The following is a 19,933-nucleotide window of genomic DNA, read 5'->3' as shown; positions in this document are numbered from 1 at the left end:
TTTTAATCATCCCAAGGTGGCTGGTTTAACTGTGCCTCTTTTTTGTGTGCTTTCTTGAATTCAGCATAAGGAATCTCACCCTTTTTAATCATATTGATTCTGAATTTAGGTAGTGGTAGCTGAGCTGATATTTTTACTTTTTTTCTGTATAAATTCTTGGTTTTAGCCGAAACATCTAAAATATCCACCCAACTGGTAGGGTCCTGTTGACTCATGACGCGATCAAAAAATATAAAGATCAAGCCTGAATCTTGCTCAGGTTCTATATCCAGTAATGCGATTAATCTCTCAGGAGTTATTTCAATATTACACACTTGATTGAAAAACAGAACGCTGTAGTCTGGATAGAGCTGTATCGACTCTTTATAGCTTAACCATTTACCTTCAGTTAGATTATAGAGATAGCCTACGGGGTATTTTAGATCACAGCCCGCATCCAGAAAAAAACGCTCCAGTTCATAAAATTTAGGAGTAAAGACAATTTGCTGCCAATGCTGGTCTTCAATCTGATTAGCTGTGGCAAGAACGCAAGTATTGAACAGTCCTGACAGCAATAACAACAATGCTTTTACGCCTGAAAATTTATACATACTATTATCTCTTAATGGGCTGATCTCTTGACTTTCTTCCTGCTCTCGTACTTTTTTGAACTCTGCATAAGGAATTTCACCAATCTGCACCATATTTATTTTAAATTTGGGCAGACTTAATGTGGCTGATAATTGCATGGTTTTTTTATACAGTTTTTTTGCTTTTTTAGATGCTTCAAGTACAAATATCCAACTGGTAGGGTCTTGTTCGCTGATAACTCTATCAAATAATAAAAAGATCAGTCCAGAGTCTTGCGTAGGTGTGATATCCAATAGTGCGGTTAATTTTTCAGGACTAATTCTAATATTACATACCTGATTGGTAAAAATTTCACTATAGTCCAGATAGCGCTGAACCGACTCTTTGTAGCTCAACCATCTGCCTTCAGTCAGATCATAAAGATAGCTTCCAGGAAAATAGAGATCACAGCCCGCATCGAGGAAAAGCCGCTCCAGTTCATAAAATTTAGGGGTAAAGACAATTTGCTGCCAATGCTGGTCTTCTTCATTCGCCATAGCAAAAAAACAAGTACCAAAAAGTCCAGATAATAAAAATAAGAGAGCCGTCCGGCTAATAAACTGAAACAAGTTTTTAACTCCTGCTTAATCAATTTAATCAGGGCGCATTTCAGCATCCTGTTATTCAGTCTATGGACAGCGAATACTGTTTGGTTTGGCTTCAGTGTATACCAGCTGTTATTTTCCCGAGCCTTTCGTGACGCATGTATTTCCAATAACCTAGAGATTAACTAGCAAACCCACAATGTGGCTCTATGGCCGAGGCCAGAGAAACTTAACGCGTTAGGACAGTGATTTAAGCATGACGCACCATACAAGCCTTCAAGGTCTTGTTGGGGATAAGCAGAACGGAAGTCAAAATAGAGGTAATACATAGCGTTCCATGCTAAACAGGTCCAGATAGATTTACGCTAGCATTTTGATATAAAGTGGTCAATAAGTTGTTTTGTTTTTGTTAACTATTATTGGCTGGGCGGGGAACGAAAGGCCTTGTTAGTCACTATTAATGCTATGGTTATTAATTTTCAACGGCAGGACAATTACAAAGCAAGCGCCGCTGTCTGTGGGTTCAAGATAGACTTCCCCCCCCAGAATATGCACTACTGCGTTATACAGAATATTCAGGCCAAGGCCCAGATTGCCTTTGCCCAGCTGGCTGGTGTAGAAGGGGTTGAAAATATGTTTTTGTTTGTCTTTACTGATACCCGAGCCGTTGTCCTGATACACCAGCGTTAGATTTTTACCACTTTGAATCACACGGATACTGACCTGGGCAGCCTGTTGTTGGCTAAAGCCATGTTCACAGGAATTCTCCAGCAACTGTGAGATGGCTTTAAACAGTACATCAGGATAAGAGTAAATCTCCACGGGTTCTCCCTGAATTACAATATCCACGTCCTTATTCAGGGTGCGCTTTAATAATTGCAGCCGGTCATTAAGAAAACCCACCACATCGAAGTGTTTCATTTCAGACGATTCCAGGCTGGTGGAGATAAGTTTGAATCTGGCAATCATATCAGCGGCCCGCTCGGTATTGCGATTGGTAAGCGCCAGTATTTCATCTGCTTCTTCAAGGAAGCGACTCAGTTGGTTGCCACTCAGTTGCTTATTATGCAGTTTTTCTTTGGTTTGACTGAGCCGGTCTTTCAGCGTGGATACCGACGTAATGACCAGTCCAAGCGGGGTGTTCAGTTGATGAGCCATACCGGATACCAGGGTGGTCATGGCTGACATCTTTTCCGCGTCGGCCAGTTTGCGCTGGGTGCTTTTAAGGTGCTGCAAGGTCTGACTCAACTGCTGATTTTTGGCTCTGATTCTGGCAATAAACAGCAGGGTGATCACCCCCACCAAGGTGACTGCCACAATTAGGGTCAGCATTTGCTGGCGGGCCGATTCTGTTTTGGCACTGGCAATGGCATTTTGCTGGGTGAGCCTGGCAATATCATTGTCTTTAGCGGCTAAGTCCAGTTGTGCTGCATAGAATGCCACACCGATTTGGGCCTGGCGGTTAAGCAGATCAAACTTGCTCTGCGCATATTGATTTGCCGCGCTCAGCGCCGCCGGCCAGTTTTCCTGGGCCTGGTGATAGCGCATCAGCAACTGATAGGCATCGGCGCGCTCCTGGAATCGCTGGCTGCTTTGGGCCAGACTCAGGGCTTCGGTGAGTAGCGGCTCGGCCGATTGCCAGTCAGATTGGTCGATTTTGATTCTGGCCAGATCCAACATTGGGCCAATGCTTTCGGACGGGTTACTCTGCTGCCGGATCTGAATAGCCAGGGTTAAATGCCTCTGCGCTTTTTGTATGTCACCAAGGGCCAGGTAGGTACGTCCCAGATTATGGTGTGACCAGGAGGAGTGGTAGGTAAATTGATGCTGCTCGCGGATTGCCAGGCTCTGCTGATGGGCCCTGAGCGCTTCCTGATACAACTGCTGGCCGTACCAGGCTTCACCCAGATTGTTCAGCCCAGTGGCCATTTGCGAAGGAAGCTCTCTGGCCTTGGCGTCATCATAAAAACGCTGGAAATATTCCTGCGCCTGAATATAGCGGCCCATTTTTAAATAAATGTGGCCAATATTGTTCTCGGTCTGGCGCACATACTGCTCGGTATCCATCAACCGGGCGATACGGTAGCTTTCGAGAAAATTTTCCAGCGCGCGCTGGTACATGGCCAGATTACTGAAAGCCGACGCGCTGATGCTGTAATAGCTGAACAGAATGGTGTCACTGTCTACCGTCTGGCTCATATGTTTGCACTGTGCCAGGGTTTGCATGGCCAAATCAATGTCGTCCACCTGAATCTGAAACCAGGCTTTACCATAGAGCAGACGGATTTTTTGTGCCTGGGTGAGTTGCATCTGATGAAGCTGAAGCAGCTCGTCGGTTTTGTCTGCCGCCTGGGCCGGAGAGTTTGCTGCCACGGCCCTTATTTGAGCTCGTAGTGACTCAAATTCTTCCTCGCTAAATGGCGCACAATGGGCCTGAGGAAGATATAGCCAAAGCACAACAATTGCATACAAAAGACGCATAAAAACGTATGGGTAAAGGAACACTGCCTATTAAGCATAGCAATAGCCACAAATTTCATGCAGTTATGTGAGCAGCGAAGGGGCCTTTATCCGGGCTTACTTCAGATGGCGCATCACCAGTTCCGGTCCCAGTCCATACTCGTCCAGCAATTGCTGATATTTGCCATTGCCACGCAGCTTGAACAGGGACTGCTGCAGATGCTCGGCGGTTTCCTTACCTGATGCTTTGTGCAAGGCCGCATACAGGGGGAGTTCCATAACCATCTGACGCTTTTCTACTTTGTCCTTGAGCTTCTCCAGCAGTGTAGCTTTGTCTTTTTCCATATTGCTGGCCATCAGAACGCCGTCCACCCGTCGGTGCGACAGCATTAACAAGGCATCTTCAATTTCCGTGACCGGGTAGGTGTTTTCCTTAGTAAAGCGCTTATCAATGGCCAGTTTCTTTTCCACGGCACTTTTGCGGATCACCGCAATTCTGAATTTTCGCATTTGCTGGCTGTCCTGCAGATCCAATGCCGGATCGCCAGGCGGTTGCCATAACCAGACATTAATACTGGCCAGCGGCCCGACCCAATAAAAGCTTGCTTCACGCTCTTCGGTGCGCCCCACCGAATAGAGCAATGTATTGGGGGTATCCAGCGCCAGTTGATAGGCTCTTGCCCAGGGATAGAGGGAAAACTGGTAAGTCAGGTTATTGTCTTCCATCAGCAGCTTGACCAAATCGGAGGAGAAGCCCTTCATCTGGCCCTGTTGTTCATAACTAAATGGGGGAAAGTGCTCGGTTACCAATTGCCAGGTGGGGGTGTCGGCATGGCTGAAAGCAGAGTGGCACAGACAGTACAGGCTAAAAATTCTGAACAGGGCACTAAGCCGATTTATCACCCGGTATTTGCTGGTCGGCATACTAGCTTCGACATGGTGGCAAGCTCGCGGTGGGTCGGCGTAAAAAAACATCGTCACTACTCGGGTTTAGCCCATCCAAGGCGAATTGCAGGCATAATTCATCTTCGCCCTTTTATGGCAGGGATGCAAGTCAGACAAAAAGAGGGTAGAAAGCCGCCGTGATACGGCGGCCAAATAGTTAGGCGTCGATATCGGCGTTGTGATAAATATCCTGAACGTCGTCACAGTCGTTCAGCATATTCATAAACTTTTCAAACATGGCAACATCATCGCCACTGACCTTAGTGGTGGTTTGCGGTACGAAGGTGATTTCTTCGGTTTCAAACTCAATACCGTCAAAGGCCTCGGTGAGTGCCGTTTTTACTTTGTAAAACTCGGTATGAGGAGCAAACACAGTGACCATACCGTCTTCCACTTCCACATCGGTCACATCCGCATCTGCCATCATCAGTGCTTCCAATACCGGCTCGTCATCGTCACCCTTAAAGGCAAATATGGCCTGGTGATCAAACATATGCATAACAGCACCGGGGGCGCCGATTTTCGAATTGGTTTTGGTAAAGCAGTTACGTACGTCCGTAATTGTACGGTTGTTGTTGTCGGTCAGACAGTCAACAATCACCATGCAGTTGCCGGGACCGTATCCTTCATAGCGAGCTGGGGTATAGTCTTCGCCACCGGCACCCTTGGCTTTTTCTATGGCTTTTTCTACCACATGAGCCGGTACCTGATCCTTTTTGGCTTTTTCCATCAAACGCTTCAGTGCGACGTTGGTGTCCGGATCCGGGCCACCACTTTTAGCGGCGACATAAATTTCTTTTCCGTACTTAGAATACACTTTGCTTTTTACGGCCTGGGTTTTGGCCATCGCTACCTTGCGGACTTCAAACGCTCTACCCATGGGAACACTCTCTTTATGGTTTAATTCGCGGGATAACCCCATTCCATTGGCAACTGGCTTTGGCCAATCGAATGGGTATCTGAAAGGGTTGGGATTTTAACGCTATTGCGCCCTGTTTGACCAGTTTTTGCTGGTATTGCTACCGTGCCAGAATTTCGCTGCCAGCAGGCCGGCAATAAAACCGAATAAGTGCGCTTCCCAGGACACAAAAGGCTGGCTGGGCAGCACGCCCAGTACCATTCCGCCGTATAAAAAGCCTACCGCCAGGGAAATCAGTAACTTAATTAACTGGCGGCTATAAAAACCGGCCAGTACCAGAAAACCAAACTGACCGTAAATCAAACCACTGGCGCCCACATGATAGGCAAAACGGCCGAACAGCCAGACCATCAGCCCGGTAACAAGTACAATCCAAACACTTACCCATAAGGTGCGCTTCAAACCATATTCCAGCATCAGTAACCAGAAAATAGCCAGCGGCACTATATTGGCGATAAAGTGGCCAAGGCTGCCATGCAGCCAGGGCATAAACAGGATGCCGGGCAGCGATGTCACTTCGCGCGGCAGAATAGCGAAGTGATTCAGGGCCCGACCACTGAGCAGATTCACCAGCTCAACCAGAACAAAAGAAGCCAGCAACCACAGCAGCACCTTCACTTGATTTTTCAGCATCTGTTCATCTCCGCCTAATGCCTCACAATATAATCTGTTCATCTCCGCCTAATGCCTCACAATATAATATGTGGCAAGTACCTGGACATATCCTGGGTAATGATGTGTTTATCTTCCCGCACAGAAATCCCCGCCGCCTGGTCATTGACCAGCCATGAGCCTATCAGAGTATGATTATCGGCAAAACGTGGCAGTGCGTTCCAGGCCTGGTAAATAAAGCCTTCCTCGCCATAGGGGCCGTCACTTTGTACTATGGGCTGCCCGCCCTGATAAACACTGATATTGGCACCTTCCCTTGAATACAGCGGTTTTTTCACCAGTTTGCCAGCAATGCTGTTGGGCAGTTCATCTTCAAACCAGGCTGGCAGCAGGTTAGGGTGGTCAGGATACAGTCGCCACAACATGGGTAAGATGGCCTTGTTCGACAGCAAACTTTTCCACAGGGGTTCCAGCCAGTTTACCCCGGCGCCGGGAATCGCGTCGGCAAACGCTTCCCGTTGCATAAATTCCCAGGGATAGAGCTTAAATAACGTCTCAATACTGTGGTCGTTAAGATCGGTAAAGTGGCCGCTTTCACTCAGACCAATTTGTTCGATAAACACAAAATCATTTAAGACACCGGCCTCACGAGCACAGTCCTGCAGGTATTGCACTGTGCCTCTGTCCTCCACGGTGTCCTCGCAGCAGGCGAAATGCATATGCTTTATCTGATAATGTGCAGCAATGTCGGCAAAACGCTTAACCAGCTTTTCCTGCAAGGAGTTGAACTGATCGGCCCCTTTGCTTATCTGCCCCTGATTCACCTGATCTTCCAGCCACAGCCATTGCCAGAAGCCGGATTCATACAAAGACGTCGGCGTATCGGCATTGTTTTCCAGTAGTTTGGCAGGCCCCTGGCCCTGATAGACCAGATCCAGGCGCGAATAGAGACTAGGATCACGTCGTTGCCAGGAGTCGGCTATTTGTTGCCAAAATGGCTCAGGCACGGCGAATTTTGCTAACCAGCGTTCGTCCCGTATAACCACGTCCAACGCTTCCAGACACATCTGGTGCAACAGCTCGGTGGGGCCTTCCAGATCATCCTCTATCTGCCTGAGGGTAAACTGATAATAGGCACTTTCATCCCAGTAGGGTTCGCCATACATAGTATGAAAATAAAAGCCAAACTCGGCAGCTTTCTGTTGCCAGTTGGCCCTGGGGGTGATGGGCAGTCTTAGCATGAAAATAGTTGTCAGTTGTCAGTTGTCAGTTGTCAGTTGTCAGTTGTCAGTTATGAGTCATTCGCTGCGCCAATGGCCGATTCTGCCAATTTCTCATTGTATTTCCAGAATTCAGCCAACGGCTAACAGCCAACCTAAATACCTTACCCACCCCATCCTTTAGAACTGCTCCCCCAACTGGATTTGGCCCGGACCGTACTGCCAAACCCACCCCGTTTGATGGTGCGGTTTACCGCTGGCTTAGGTTTAAAGGCATCCTTGTCCACTTTCAGCCGCCGGTCTTTGTAATAGCCATAGTCCCAGCCGTCTGCGGTGGTCCAGCGATAGCGATAAGGGGAGTAGGGCGAATAGGACGTAAACAGCGGTTGGGAATGATAGCCACGCGGTGACATCAGGTTACTCAGCATATATCCGGCCATAAACGGCACGAAAAAAGAGCCGCCGCCGGATTCCACCTGGTGGCACTGCTGCTGGCCGAAGTCGTATTCGCAGTCGGTGGCGTTATTGTATTTGGGGGCGGTACGCGCCGCTTCTTCCAGTGCCTGCTGATAGGCCGCTGTACATTGCTCGGCAAACTCAGGGTTTTTCTCAATACAGTCATTGGCCGAGGTATAGACGTCGGCGTCCTGACGATTACCGCCACAGGCACTGAGCAATACCGTCGCCACACCCACGGCCAGAGGTTTGGGGGCAAAGCCCTTACGCATACTGGCCAGATTTATACTGACCGAGCGTTTTTGTTTGCGCTGTTCCATACGCCCTCCTAGTAAGACATGCAGGCCGCGTTCAACAGGCCCACTGCAACAGACATGGCGGCTAGCATGATCCCAGCAGAAATTTCGTTATTGTTGATACGCTCAACAATCTTGGGCATAAAAGTGAAGCGCAACAGGGCAAAAGCCAGCAGCTGCGCTATCAGAGCCACCGCACCCCACAGGGCAAAATCCACCAGTGACACGGCGTTGGTGGCCGCGCCCGCCAGTGCCAGGCTGAAGCCGACCATGGCACCGCCAAACCCAACAGCAGCAGCAATGCTTTTTTCTTCCTTTACCAGTTTCCACTCATCGTGGGGAGTGACAAAGGCATACAGAATTTTAAAAATAAACAGCAGGGCAATAGACACCGCAAAGTACAGGGCAAAGTTGCCAAGTCCGGCCAGAGATTGAGTGATGACATCCATATAGGTCTCCTTATTCTTATGTCAGCCACAATGCTAAAGCATATGTGGCTTGTTTAGTACCCGTTGGCTCAACCGTTAATGCGGATATCCGCCGGCTGCAGATTAAAGCCTGTGCTAATGACCAGGCAACGATCGGCGCGGTTATCGATAATTTTCTCTTCACCACAAACCAGCAAGGCTTCCACTTCATCCTGGCCTATGGGGCGCTCATACAGCATCACAAATTGGTCTGTGTCGCTGATATCGCCGTCTTCCTCATAGGTTTTTTCGGTCATGGCCACCGGCGGCGACACTTCGCCTACGGCGTCCCAGACGCGATTGAAGGTATGATTTTCCAGAGCAAAGCTTGGCGTGGAAATTTCACGGCTGAGTAACTGTTGCCACTGGCTGTCTGAGCCAACGGTTTTGGTCTCGTAGAAATACCACAATTTTACATCTGTAATGTGCTGCTCGGTGTCACCACCGTCCAATACCACCTGCAAGAAGGCATCATCGTCGGTATAAAACCGCAGGATTTTGCCGCCGGTATCCAGCATCACTTCGCCGACCGCCTGAATCAGATGAGTGCGGGCAGCTCCTTCGATGATCAGTTCAGGCTCCAGCAGGCGTAGTCTTAAATCATCAAGCTGAAATGAACCGCCCAGGTACAGGCCCATAATTTCCGGCGCTTTGGGCCCTTTGACTTGCTCTTGCTTGCCAAACCATTTACTGAACATACAGACTCTCCCAGTCAATCTGGCGAATACGATTTACCGCAATATAGTAAAGCTTGTCACCACTGTTGAGTGGCTTTTCTGACGGTGGATTAAGCTCAATTCTTTTACTGTGATCGGCCAGCCCGATCAGCGTTGCGTCATACTTTTCTTTCAAGGCACGAAAGGCCTGACCTACCGACAGTGGCTTAGCCAGATTTGGTATGGTCACCGAATATTGCGCCTGGCCTTCCTGCACACTGAGCAGGTCATGGTGCAGGGCGCTGGAGCCAGGGTCAAAGGCCGACTTGGCCAACATTTCTACCGCCACACTGGGGGTGCATTCCACATTCGGACAATGTGTTTGTAGTAAACGCGCCAGGCTCTCATCCTGAAAATAAGCCAGGATATGGCTGCCGGCATTGCGCTGGTTGGCATACAGCGCAGTGGTCATGGTGATGTCGTCATGTTCGTTGTCAATAATAATCACCGCCGCGTCACTAATGCAGGCTCTGTCCATATCGGCATCGAGATTGAAGGATTCCACCCGCACAAAGTCGATACAATCTGGCATGGGGTTATCAATCTCGGCTTTTACACAAAGGACGATTTGCTGCTGTTCGGCCATATGCTGGCGTTCCCGCAGCAACAGGTTGAGCAAATGCAAGGTGCGCTGACCATTCCAGCCAATCACCAGAATATGCTGCTGTACATGAAGTTTTTTCAAACCTTTGACTCCTTTGAACCATTGGCTGGATACCCAGGCCGCTGCTCGCCCCAGAATCAGGGCAAAGAGGCTGAGGCCGACCGGGATAACAAACAGGGATACCACATAGCGACCGGCTTCAGTGCCAGGTGACAGATCGCCGTAGCCGACAGTGGAACTGGTCACCACCAGGAAATACAGAAAGTCCGGCCAGCGGGTCAACGCCTGCTCATCGGCCCATGCCAGCAATAACCAACTGCTCAGGCCATACAAAAAAAACGCCAGTACAATACTGTACCAGCGCATTTCCTGAAAATAGCGGGCAACCAGCTTGCGTAGTTGATATAACGTCAAGCCTGTTCTCCCCCTGGTTACTGGCCGAGGATTCGGCTCAGTTCATCATCGGCGCTGCTTTTGCCACCTTTGACTCCAGCGGCCGCCAGACGACTTTCCAGATCATCATTCGACTCACTGCTGGCCAGTTCTTCAGCGGCTTCCAACTCAGCACTGCGCATGGTCTGGCGCTTTTGGATGCGATCCAGTGACTCAGTCGCGGTTTTCATCTTGCTGTTAGCGCCAAGGTGACGGGATGATACGGCAACCTGGGCTTTTTGCACCGACTCAGTGGCCTTTACCATGTCTACCTGTTGCTCCAGGCGGCGCAAATTGGCTTTGGCCTGGTTGATATTGGCTGCCAGCTTCTGCTCTGAGGCTTTAAACTGATCCAGGTACTTTTGTTCGTTGTCCATATCGGCGCGCAGTTCGACCACTTTTTGCGCACAATCCAAGGCCAGTTGCCGGTCTTTTTCCACCGCCTGACGGGCATGTTGCTCGTAGGTTGCGATAGACTGTGCCAGGCTGTCGACTTTTTGTTGCGACAATTTACATTTGGCCAGTATTTGCGTGCGGGCATGATCAGACTTGCGCAGTTCTTCCTTGGCTTCACGAATTTCCTGCTCAAGGATACGGATGGCCTGGCTGTCGGCAACCGCTTCGGCTGCTTCAGTGACGCCGCCTTTTACCGCAGTAATTAATTTTTTCCAAACAGACATAATCGGCTCCTCGTTACTTCAAATGATCCTGATAGGCATCCAAAAAGGATGCGACATTCTGGAACAGGGTTTCCACTTCAATCACAATGCTTTCGGCCTTTGACTGAGAGCTCAGGGCACCAAAAGCGGTGTAATATTCTTCACCAGCCACCTGGGATATACCCACTGTGGTGAGGGGGAAGAGCATGTGAGTCTTGAGAATTTCATCATTCAGGGCGGCCCTGTCGCTGACTTCGGTGGCGGCAAATAACAGGGTTTCAACAATGATCTGTTCACCGCTTATGGCCAACCAGGCATCGATGCCGTCGGTATTGGCAATCAACAGGCAGTCCTGTTGTCTGGTTACTACCAGGTCATTGTGCTTTGTCAGCAGGCTTTCCAACTGATCAAGATCCCAACTCATGGTTCACTCCTTCAAAATGGGTTGTTTGCAAAAACCGCTGGGTGGCTTTGCAATGGACATAATCTTAGACAGGCAATTTTACTGTCGTCAAATATTTTTTCTCTTTTTGTATAAAATAAGTTTTTTGTGTAAATTATACGTCACGTTTAAGTGGAGGCATTATGCGAAATCACAACGCCGACTGGCGACAACTGGTACAACGGTTAATTAAGGCCGAAATGTCCAGACGTGGCGTCAAATATCAGGATCTCAGTGACAGGCTGGCCCATATCGGGGTTAATCAAAGCGCAGATAACCTGCGAAATAAAGTCAACAAAGGCATTCTGGGTGCTGACTTGTTGTTACAAATTATTACTGTACTCAATGTCAGACGTATCGAGCGGGATGACCTGATGGATATCTTCGCCGATATGGGGGTCACCCTGCCAGACTAGCTGGCGTGCTCACTATGAATGGCTTTACAGCCGGGCAATCAGACTTGCCTGTCGCCCTGGCTGAGCCGCTTAACTTCCTTCAGGCAGTCTGGCTGCTAAGGCGCGAGATAACTTCCGCCATGCGGTTTTTGACATCCAGTAAGGTCTGGTTATCTTCTGCACAGGAGTCAGCATGGACACCATTGAGTTTGGCGATATCCATTAATTCATGCAAATTGGCCTGAATGCGCTGAGTAATGCCGGACTGCTGTTTTACCGATTGAACTATCTGTTCATTTAGCTGCGCAATCATTCCTACTGAGGACGTGACATCCTGTAGTTTCTGATTGGCCTGGTGAACCTGCTCGACACTTTGTCCGGTTTGCTCCCGGCCTTGTTCAATGGCATTGACGGCACTGTTGGCACCTCGCTGCACATTGGCAATCATCTGTTGAATTTCTTCGGTGGATTGCTGTGTACGGGCAGCCAGTGTGCGCACTTCATCGGCCACCACCGCAAAACCCCGTCCCTGCTCACCAGCCCGGGCTGCTTCGATGGCGGCGTTTAAGGCCAACAGGTTGGTTTGTTCAGCAATACTTTTGATCACGTCCAGCACAGAGCCTATTTTTCGGGCATCCTGGTCCAGGGTGGCAATCACCTCTGCGGTTTGCTGAATTTGCGCCGAGGACGCAGTGATGACGTTAATGGTCTGCTGCATCACCTGAATACTTTCATCGGCCGATTGGTTTGCCTGCTGGGCTGCGTCTTCAGCCTGATGCGCATTAATGGCGATGCCATCTGCCATTTCCACCAGATTTTGTACCGACTGCTGGACGCTGTTGGTACCACGATTTTGTTCCGTTACGCCCTGGCTGATAGCGCCAGCACTGTCCACCAGGCTGTAGCAAACTTTATCCAGATCCCGCTGGGTGTTGTCCAGCCCCTGACAGATACTCAGGGTATTTTTACGCAGAATTTCAATGGCTTTCGACATTCGGCCAATTTCATCTTCGCTGTAAATAATCAGTTGCTTGTCCAACTGGCCACGACTGACATCGCGCAGGTGATTGATCAGGGTGGTCAGCGGGCGGACCACTTTGGCATTCATAAACCAGGCCGTCATCAGACCGATCACCATTATGGCAAGCAGGATCCCTATTGAACTGATCAAAGTCGCCTGGCGCGCAGCAGTATCGGTTTTGCGGCTTTGCTCTAATATATAGTCATGCAATTGTGCACCAAGCTGCTCCAGTTGTTGGGTTGGCGCGCGATCAATGCCAGTCACAGCGGCGTCGCCTGCCTTGTGGTCCAGGCCTGCTTGAATATAAGCTTGCAGGCCTTTTTGATACTGACCCAGCAACTGCTGGTGGGTGCGTTTGAATTCACGCATCTGCTGCTTGAGATTGTCGTCGATATCCAGTGCCAGAAATTCGTCAGAAGAACGTTCAATACGCTGGTGGTAGTCCATAAAACTGGCCCAGTATTTATCGCGCTTCCCTTTGTCGTGGCCCCGAAGCAGAACGTTCTTCCATTCCTGAACCTGACGTTTGAAGTTCAGGTTAATACCGTCTGATAAGGTCGCGGCTGACACTTCCTGCTGCATAAGATGATCATACTGCTTAATTTCCGAAGCCAGCAGCGATATACCATATTCTGCGAAGAGCCCAACCAGCAATATTCCCCCTCCCAGTAATCCAAGGATTTTAGGACGCAGTTTTTTAAATTGGGCAGGGAGCATTGGTACCTCAGGCGCTATAAAAGACGGCAGAATTCTAATCTATGCGACAATGAGAATAAAAGGTTAAAATCATGATCTTATCGTTAATGGCGATATTCCATCTGAAAAAAGTTGTGCTGGGATAAGCTGGGGGCTGTTTATCTTTCGAGTATGATTTTGCAGCAGCTTGTGGGCCCTTTATACAAGGCAGAGCGAACGTGGTGTAGTTAGTCTACATGAGTGAGTGACAAGTCCGTATGGAACGGACTTGAACAGCTCTGCTGGCCTTTGGCGAAATACAAGGAAGTATTTCGTATAACGCCGTAGAAAGGGCCCACAAGCGCTGCCCGAAGGGTTCAACCCAGCCCTCCGGCTCTGTATGACAGGCTCCTGCCTGTCACCGCAAGCGGCCAGCTAAAGCTGTTCAATGACGTTCCCTACGTCATTGTGTTGCCGGGCTTTGACTTAGGCCCACTAAGCCTGCAACCCGGCGTCGTGACCAGAAGGGGCTGGATTTGAACAAAATCTATACTTGAAAGATAAACAGCCCCTAGTATGTTGTGGTTTAAGGGTGGGATTTTTGTGCGCTTGCGCCTAAAATGTGCAGCCCCGAAAAACAGGCTGATTGCATGAAAGTTTCTGATTTCCATTTTGACCTGCCCGACACACTGATTGCCCGTTATCCCATGGCTGAGCGCACAGCAAGCCGTTTACTGCATTTAAATGGCCAAAGTGGCACCTTAGCGCATTTGCATTTTCCGGATATCTTATCGCTTTTGGAGCCGGGGGATTTGCTGGTTTTTAACAATACCCGGGTGATACCCGCCCGACTGCTGGGGCAAAAAGAAAGTGGTGGCAAAGTGGAAGTGCTGGTTGAGCGTATCTTGGATGAGCACCGGGTGCTGGCCCATGTGCGGGCCAACAAATCGCCTAAGCCTGGCAACATTCTGGTACTGGAAGAAACCGTAAGGGCAGAAATGACCGCGCGGCACGACGCCTTATTTGAATTAACTTTTTTGGATGCAAGACCGGTGCTGGAAGTGCTGGAAGCCCATGGGCATATGCCATTGCCACCTTATATCGACCGGCCGGATGAAGCATCAGATAAGGAGCGTTATCAGACGGTGTACAATCAAAAACCCGGTGCGGTTGCTGCACCGACAGCAGGTCTGCATTTTGATGACAAGCTGCTGACAGCGCTTAAAGACAAAGGGGTGAATACCGCCTTTGTGACCTTGCACGTGGGGGCCGGAACATTTCAGCCGGTGCGGGTAGACAACATCCTTGAACACCAGATGCACTCAGAATATGCGGAGGTGCCGCAGGAGGTGGTAGAGGCGGTATTGGCCACCAAGGCGGCAGGTAAGCGGGTAGTGGCGGTCGGTACCACCTCGGTGCGCTCGTTGGAATCCGCTGCCCAGGCTGCGCTTAAGGCCGGTACTGAACTAACGCCGTTTTTCAGCGATACCGATATCTTTATCTACCCTGGTTATTCATTCCAACTGGTGGATGCCATGGTCACTAACTTCCACTTGCCTGAGTCCACCCTGATTATGCTGGTCAGTGCTTTTGCCGGTAAAGACAATATTATGCATGCCTACCAGCATGCCATTGAGCAACAGTACCGCTTTTTTAGCTATGGCGATGCCATGTTTATCGAACGTCAGGATGCGACTGGTTGAGGATGTCAGGCGTCAAGGTAGGACATGAGCATGCTGTAGCAGGTACAGTGTGCAGTGTTGCTGACTTTTAGGCGTACCAATTTCTGTCCCTGACTGTATGAATCCTTTATAATCGCCGACGTTTTTAACAGCCTGTTTAAGGGTCAGCCTCGGACTGTTTTCCGATTCGCTGAGGAGCAATATGAAATTTGAACTGATAAATACCGACGGCAAGGCCCGTCGGGGGCGCCTTGTTTTTGAACGTGGTGTGGTGGAAACCCCGGCGTTTATGCCAGTAGGTACTTACGGTACGGTGAAAGGCATGACCCCGGAAGAGCTGGAAGCCACGGGTGCACAAATCTGTCTGGGTAATACTTTTCACCTGATGTTACGCCCTGGCACGGAGATCATGAAGCTACATGGCGATTTGCATGACTTTATGCATTGGCAAAAGCCGATTCTGACTGATTCTGGCGGTTTTCAGGTATTCAGCCTGGGGGACTTGCGCAAAATCAGTGAGGAAGGAGTAACCTTCCGTTCACCCATTAACGGCGAAAAAATCCTGTTGACCCCCGAAAAGTCCATGCAGGTGCAGCGTGATCTGGGTTCAGACATTGTGATGATCTTCGATGAATGTACTCCTTATCCGGCCACTTACGAGCAGGCTCGCACGTCCATGGAACTGTCGTTACGTTGGGCCGAGCGTAGCAAAAATGAACATGCTGATAACCCCTCGGCCTTATTTGGTATTGTGCAGGGCGGGATGTATGAGGACCTGCGTGAAATTTCCCTCAATGGTCTGGAAAAGATTGGCTTTGATGGTTATGCCATTGGTGGTTTGTCTGTGGGTGAACCCAAAGAGGATATGATCCGCATTCTTGATTCTACCGCGCATAAAATCCCGGCCGATAAGCCGCGCTACCTGATGGGAGTGGGTAAGCCTGAGGATATCGTTGAAGCAGTGCGCCGCGGCATCGATATGTTTGATTGTGTGATGCCAACCCGCAATGCCAGAAACGGTCATCTGTTTGTCACTGATGGGGTGATTAAAATCCGCAATTCAAGGCATAAGACCGATACCGGGCCGCTGGATGAAAAATGTGATTGTTACACTTGTAAAAATTATTCCCGGTCATATCTACACCATCTTGATAAGTGCAACGAAATTCTTGGTGCGCAGCTCAACACCATTCACAACCTGCGTTACTATCAGCGGGTGATGGAGGGTTTGCGCAGCGCCATTGAAGTCAACCAGCTTGAAGAATTTGTCGCCGAGTTTTATGCCCAGAAGGGCATGCCGGTACCCGAGTTAAACTAGTTAGCCAGTGGGGCAGGACGCTCCGCCACTTGTAACTCTCGGGTTAAAGTGCAGGCAAAGAGAAACCACGCTTTTCGAAGCATTAATGCCCCAAGGCGGGACGCTGCAGGGCAATTATAAAAACAAAATTTAGGGGAAAATGATGAGCCTATTTATTTCTAATGCCTACGCGCAATCAGCACCTGCTGCCGGACAAGGTGGCGGTTTTGAGATGCTGATAATGCTGGGTGTATTTGGTCTGATCTTCTACTTCATGTTGTACCGTCCACAGGCCAAACGGGTTAAAGAGCATAAGAACCTGATTTCGTCGTTGGGTAAGGGCGATGAAGTGTTGACCCAGGGCGGCCTGGTGGGGCGCATTACCAAGGTTAGCGACGATAAGGACTTTATCGAAATGGCGCTAAATGACTCCACTAATATCGTGATCCAAAAGGCATCGGTATCGGCGGTATTGCCCAAAGGCACCATGAAAAATATCTGAGTATTAAAGTGAAGAGGCGACCCGTTCGCCTCTGCCATTTTTGCAGAGTAAGAAAGGACAAGTTCGTGTTAAACAAATACCCCATGTGGAAGTACCTGATGGTGGTCCTGGTGATCGCTGTTTGTGCGCTCTACGCCTCGCCTAATTTGTACGGTGAAGACTATGCGGTACAAATTTCTGCAGGTCGTAATGCCGAAGTGGATACCCGACTGTTTGAACAGGTCAAAACTGATTTACAAGCAGCCGGTATCGATATTAAAAGTATTTCCCTCGAAGAATCTCACTTACTGGTACGCCTGAGAAACGGTGATGATCAGTTAGTGGTAAGAGAAAAGCTCGAGGCCAGTCTGGGTAATGATTATGTGGTTGCCCTGAACCTGGCGCCTGCCACACCGGATTGGTTGGAGAGCCTGGGCGCCAGCCCGATGAAATTAGGCTTGGACTTACGTGGCGGTGTGCACTTTTTGATGGAAGTGGACATGAAAGCGGCCATCAACCGCTCTATCGAACAGATGGAAGACGACTTCCGTAATAGCCTGCGCGAAGAAAAACTGCGTTATCGCCGGGTCGAGCAAAAGAGTGATCGGGTGGATGTGCAATTCCGCGACCAGGAAACCCTGGACCAGGCGATTAACTTCCTGGAAAAAAACAACCCCGGTTTGCTGTTCAAAGACGAAGGCGAGCTGACCATGAGCGCGGTGCTGTCGGAGCAGCGCCTGAAAGAAATCCGCGAATATGCCCTTAAGCAAAACATTACCATTATGCGCAACCGGGTTAACCAGTTGGGTGTGGCTGAGCCGGTGATTCAACGTCAGGGTTCTGACCGCATTGTGGTGCAATTGCCAGGGATTCAGGATACAGCCAGAGCTAAGGAAATTCTGAATGCCACCGCCACCTTGCAATTCCGTATGGTGGATCTGGATCACGATGTACGTGATGCCGTGGAAGGTCGCGTACCACCAGGTGCACAATTGCTAATGGACAGAAAAGGCCAGCCGCAGTTGCTGGATAAACGCATTATGCTGACCGGTGACCATATTGTGGATGCCAGCAGCAGCTTCGACGAGTACGGTCGTCCGCAGGTTAATATCAAGCTGGACTCCGAAGGCGGCAATAAGATGTCCCATGGTACCAAGGACAATATCGGTAAGCCGATGGCCACCGTGTTCATTGAGTACAAGCCCACCAATGAGAAAGACAAAGACGGCAAGATCGTGTTTGAAAAACACGAAGAAGTCATCAACGTTGCCACTATTCAGGCCCGTTTAGGCAATAGTTTCCGTATCACAGGTATCGACTCACCGGCAGAAGCACAAAATCTGTCACTGTTACTGCGTGCCGGTGCCTTGGTGGCACCTATTTCTATTGTAGAGGAGCGCACGGTCGGCCCAAGCCTGGGTCAGGAAAATATTGAACTGGGTATGCAGGCTATTTTCTGGGGCCTGATGCTGATTCTGGCCTTTATGCCAATTTACTACCGTAAGTTTGGTTTGGTGGCCAATGCAGCTTTGCTGGCGAATCTGGTGATGATCGTCGGTGTCATGTCGATGATTCCTGGTGCAACACTGACGTTACCAGGTATGGCCGGTATTGTGCTGACGGTTGGTATGGCGGTGGACGCCAACGTGCTTATTTTTGAACGTATCCGTGAAGAATTGCGTGATGGTCGTAGTCCACAGCAAGCCATTCACCACGGCTACGACAGTGCACTGTCCACTATCGCCGATGCCAATATCACTACTCTAATTGCGGCCTTGATTCTGTTTGCCGTGGGTACCGGACCGGTGAAAGGTTTCTCCATCACCCTGGCCATCGGTATTTTGACCTCCATGTTTACCGCCATCGTCGGTACGCGTGCGCTGGTTAATTCGGTATGGGGCGGTAAGCGCCTCAATAACCTGTCCATTTAAGGGAGATAAACATGCGCGTATTTGATTTCGACAAAGAAGTCCGCTTTATGTCCCTGCGCTGGCCGGCGTTGATATTTTCTACTTTGCTGATACTTGGTTCTATCGTGTCTCTGGCGGTTAATCAGCTTAACTGGGGACTGGATTTTACCGGTGGTACCGTTATTGAAGTAGGTTATCAGCAACCGGCTAAACTGGCACAGGTGCGCCAGCAACTGGACGAGGTTGGTTTTGGTGATGCCGTGGTGCAGAACTTCGGCAGCAGTGAGGATGTGCTGATTCGTTTGGCACCGCGCGAGGGCGTGAAATCCGAAACCCTGGGCGACCAGGTTATGGCGGCCTTGCGTGCCAGCGGCGAACAAGTGGATATGCGTCGTATTGAGTTCGTTGGCCCGCAGGTTGGTGAAGAACTCACCGAGCAGGGCGGCCTGGCCATGCTGGTGGCGCTGATATGTATCCTGATGTACGTGGCCATGCGCTTTGAATGGCGTTTTGGTCTGGGCTCGGTGGCCGCACTTGCACATGATGTAATTATTACCCTGGGGCTGTTCTCGATTCTGCAACTGGAGTTTGATCTGACCGTACTGGCCGCTGTACTGGCGGTGATAGGTTATTCACTGAATGACACTATTGTTGTGATGGACAGGATCCGTGAGAACTTCCGCAAACTGCGTAAAGGCGAGCCAGAAGAGATAATCAATATCTCATTAACCCAGACCATGAGCCGTACCATTATTACTTCGGGTACCACGCTGTTGGTGTTACTGGCATTGTTTTTTAAAGGTGGTGCCTTGATCCATGGCTTTGCTACCGCATTGCTGTTCGGTATCTTTATCGGTACTTACTCCTCCATTTATATTGCCAGTGCTGTGGCGATGATGTTGGGGATCAGTAAAGAAGATTTGATGCCCACCGAAGTGGAAAAAGAAGGGGCCGATCAGGACCCTCTGCCATAAGCTTCAATTCCCCGTCTGATATTCCGGCCCCTGCTAGGGGCTGGCACTTTTCTGAGTTGTGTATTTGTTCTGCATGGTTTAGTTTTCAATGCATCGCAGTCTTCCTTGCTGCCAGG

19 protein-coding genes are annotated in these 19,933 nt (G+C 49.6%); 6 read left to right on the top strand and 13 right to left on the bottom strand.

What is annotated here, in order from left to right:
- Positions 1-2: 2 nt before the first annotated feature.
- From ABD028_RS08080 to ABD028_RS08025, 12 genes are all read right to left on the bottom strand, one after another.
- Positions 3-1,178, bottom strand: a complete 1,176-nt coding sequence (locus tag ABD028_RS08080; protein WP_343843909.1) for a hypothetical protein — start codon at positions 1,176-1,178, stop codon at positions 3-5.
- A 423-nt stretch (positions 1,179-1,601) separates the two neighbouring features.
- Entirely contained in the window at positions 1,602-3,527 is a 1,926-nt protein-coding gene (locus ABD028_RS08075) for a tetratricopeptide repeat protein (protein ID WP_343843906.1), read from the bottom strand.
- A 204-nt stretch (positions 3,528-3,731) separates the two neighbouring features.
- Positions 3,732-4,538 carry a substrate-binding periplasmic protein gene (locus ABD028_RS08070; RefSeq protein ID WP_343843903.1) on the bottom strand — a complete coding sequence of 269 codons (807 nt, stop codon included), beginning with the start codon at positions 4,536-4,538 and terminating at the stop codon, positions 3,732-3,734.
- A 178-nt stretch (positions 4,539-4,716) separates the two neighbouring features.
- Positions 4,717-5,439: a YebC/PmpR family DNA-binding transcriptional regulator gene (locus tag ABD028_RS08065; protein WP_102796275.1), complete on the bottom strand. Its 723-nt coding sequence runs from the start codon at positions 5,437-5,439 to the stop codon at positions 4,717-4,719.
- 102 nt (positions 5,440-5,541) lie between these two features.
- Positions 5,542-6,111 carry a rhomboid family intramembrane serine protease gene (locus ABD028_RS08060; RefSeq protein WP_343843899.1) on the bottom strand — a complete coding sequence of 190 codons (570 nt, stop codon included), beginning with the start codon at positions 6,109-6,111 and terminating at the stop codon, positions 5,542-5,544.
- A 56-nt stretch (positions 6,112-6,167) separates the two neighbouring features.
- Positions 6,168-7,331, bottom strand: coding sequence for a glutathionylspermidine synthase family protein (locus ABD028_RS08055; protein ID WP_343843897.1), 1,164 nt, complete (start codon positions 7,329-7,331; stop codon positions 6,168-6,170).
- A gap of 143 nt (positions 7,332-7,474) precedes the next feature.
- Positions 7,475-8,086: a DUF1190 family protein gene (locus tag ABD028_RS08050; RefSeq protein WP_343843894.1), complete on the bottom strand. Its 612-nt coding sequence runs from the start codon at positions 8,084-8,086 to the stop codon at positions 7,475-7,477.
- An 8-nt stretch (positions 8,087-8,094) separates the two neighbouring features.
- The gene (locus ABD028_RS08045) at positions 8,095-8,511 is read right to left on the bottom strand and encodes a DUF350 domain-containing protein (RefSeq protein ID WP_102796013.1); all 417 of its coding nucleotides are present in this window, start codon (positions 8,509-8,511) and stop codon (positions 8,095-8,097) included.
- Between the two features lie 68 nt (positions 8,512-8,579).
- Positions 8,580-9,227 carry a YjfK family protein gene (locus ABD028_RS08040; RefSeq protein ID WP_343843890.1) on the bottom strand — a complete coding sequence of 216 codons (648 nt, stop codon included), beginning with the start codon at positions 9,225-9,227 and terminating at the stop codon, positions 8,580-8,582.
- A complete protein-coding gene (locus tag ABD028_RS08035) occupies positions 9,217-10,215 on the bottom strand; it encodes a potassium channel family protein (RefSeq protein ID WP_102796276.1) in 999 nt (332 codons plus the stop codon). Before ABD028_RS08035 ends, ABD028_RS08040 begins: the two co-directional genes overlap by 11 nt.
- Positions 10,216-10,280: 65 nt before the next feature.
- Positions 10,281-10,961, bottom strand: a complete 681-nt coding sequence (locus ABD028_RS08030) for a PspA/IM30 family protein (RefSeq protein ID WP_102796015.1) — start codon at positions 10,959-10,961, stop codon at positions 10,281-10,283.
- Positions 10,962-10,974: 13 nt separating this feature from the next.
- A complete protein-coding gene (locus tag ABD028_RS08025; RefSeq protein WP_102796016.1) occupies positions 10,975-11,364 on the bottom strand; it encodes a DUF2170 family protein in 390 nt (129 codons plus the stop codon).
- 161 nt (positions 11,365-11,525) lie between these two features.
- Between ABD028_RS08025 and ABD028_RS08020 the strand changes: the two genes are divergently transcribed.
- Entirely contained in the window at positions 11,526-11,798 is a 273-nt protein-coding gene (locus tag ABD028_RS08020; protein ID WP_102796017.1) for a DUF6471 domain-containing protein, read from the top strand.
- A 79-nt stretch (positions 11,799-11,877) separates the two neighbouring features.
- Here the strand turns inward: ABD028_RS08020 and ABD028_RS08015 are convergent, their stop codons facing one another.
- Entirely contained in the window at positions 11,878-13,515 is a 1,638-nt protein-coding gene (locus ABD028_RS08015) for a methyl-accepting chemotaxis protein (RefSeq protein ID WP_343843884.1), read from the bottom strand.
- Between the two features lie 608 nt (positions 13,516-14,123).
- On the opposite strand from ABD028_RS08015, the gene queA reads away from it, so the two are divergent.
- The 5 genes from queA to secF all read left to right on the top strand — a co-directional run bounded on the left by queA (position 14,124) and on the right by secF (position 19,817).
- Complete coding sequence (gene queA, locus ABD028_RS08010) at positions 14,124-15,176, top strand: tRNA preQ1(34) S-adenosylmethionine ribosyltransferase-isomerase QueA (protein WP_343843882.1); 1,053 nt, start codon at positions 14,124-14,126, stop codon at positions 15,174-15,176.
- Positions 15,177-15,357: 181 nt separating this feature from the next.
- Positions 15,358-16,473, top strand: coding sequence for a tRNA guanosine(34) transglycosylase Tgt (tgt, locus tag ABD028_RS08005; protein ID WP_102796020.1), 1,116 nt, complete (start codon positions 15,358-15,360; stop codon positions 16,471-16,473).
- Between the two features lie 142 nt (positions 16,474-16,615).
- On the top strand, positions 16,616-16,954 hold the full coding sequence (gene yajC / locus ABD028_RS08000; RefSeq protein ID WP_343843879.1) for a preprotein translocase subunit YajC: 339 nt from the start codon (positions 16,616-16,618) through the stop codon (positions 16,952-16,954).
- A gap of 65 nt (positions 16,955-17,019) precedes the next feature.
- Complete coding sequence (gene secD / locus ABD028_RS07995; RefSeq protein ID WP_343843876.1) at positions 17,020-18,864, top strand: protein translocase subunit SecD; 1,845 nt, start codon at positions 17,020-17,022, stop codon at positions 18,862-18,864.
- A gap of 11 nt (positions 18,865-18,875) precedes the next feature.
- Entirely contained in the window at positions 18,876-19,817 is a 942-nt protein-coding gene (gene secF / locus ABD028_RS07990) for a protein translocase subunit SecF (protein ID WP_343843873.1), read from the top strand.
- Positions 19,818-19,933: the final 116 nt, after the last annotated feature.

It is taken from the genome of Bowmanella denitrificans, from assembly GCF_039522935.1.
Lineage (GTDB): Bacteria > Pseudomonadota > Gammaproteobacteria > Enterobacterales > Alteromonadaceae > Bowmanella > Bowmanella denitrificans.
Note: the sequence above shows the minus strand (reverse complement) of the source record. Positions and strands in the feature narration are given on the sequence as shown.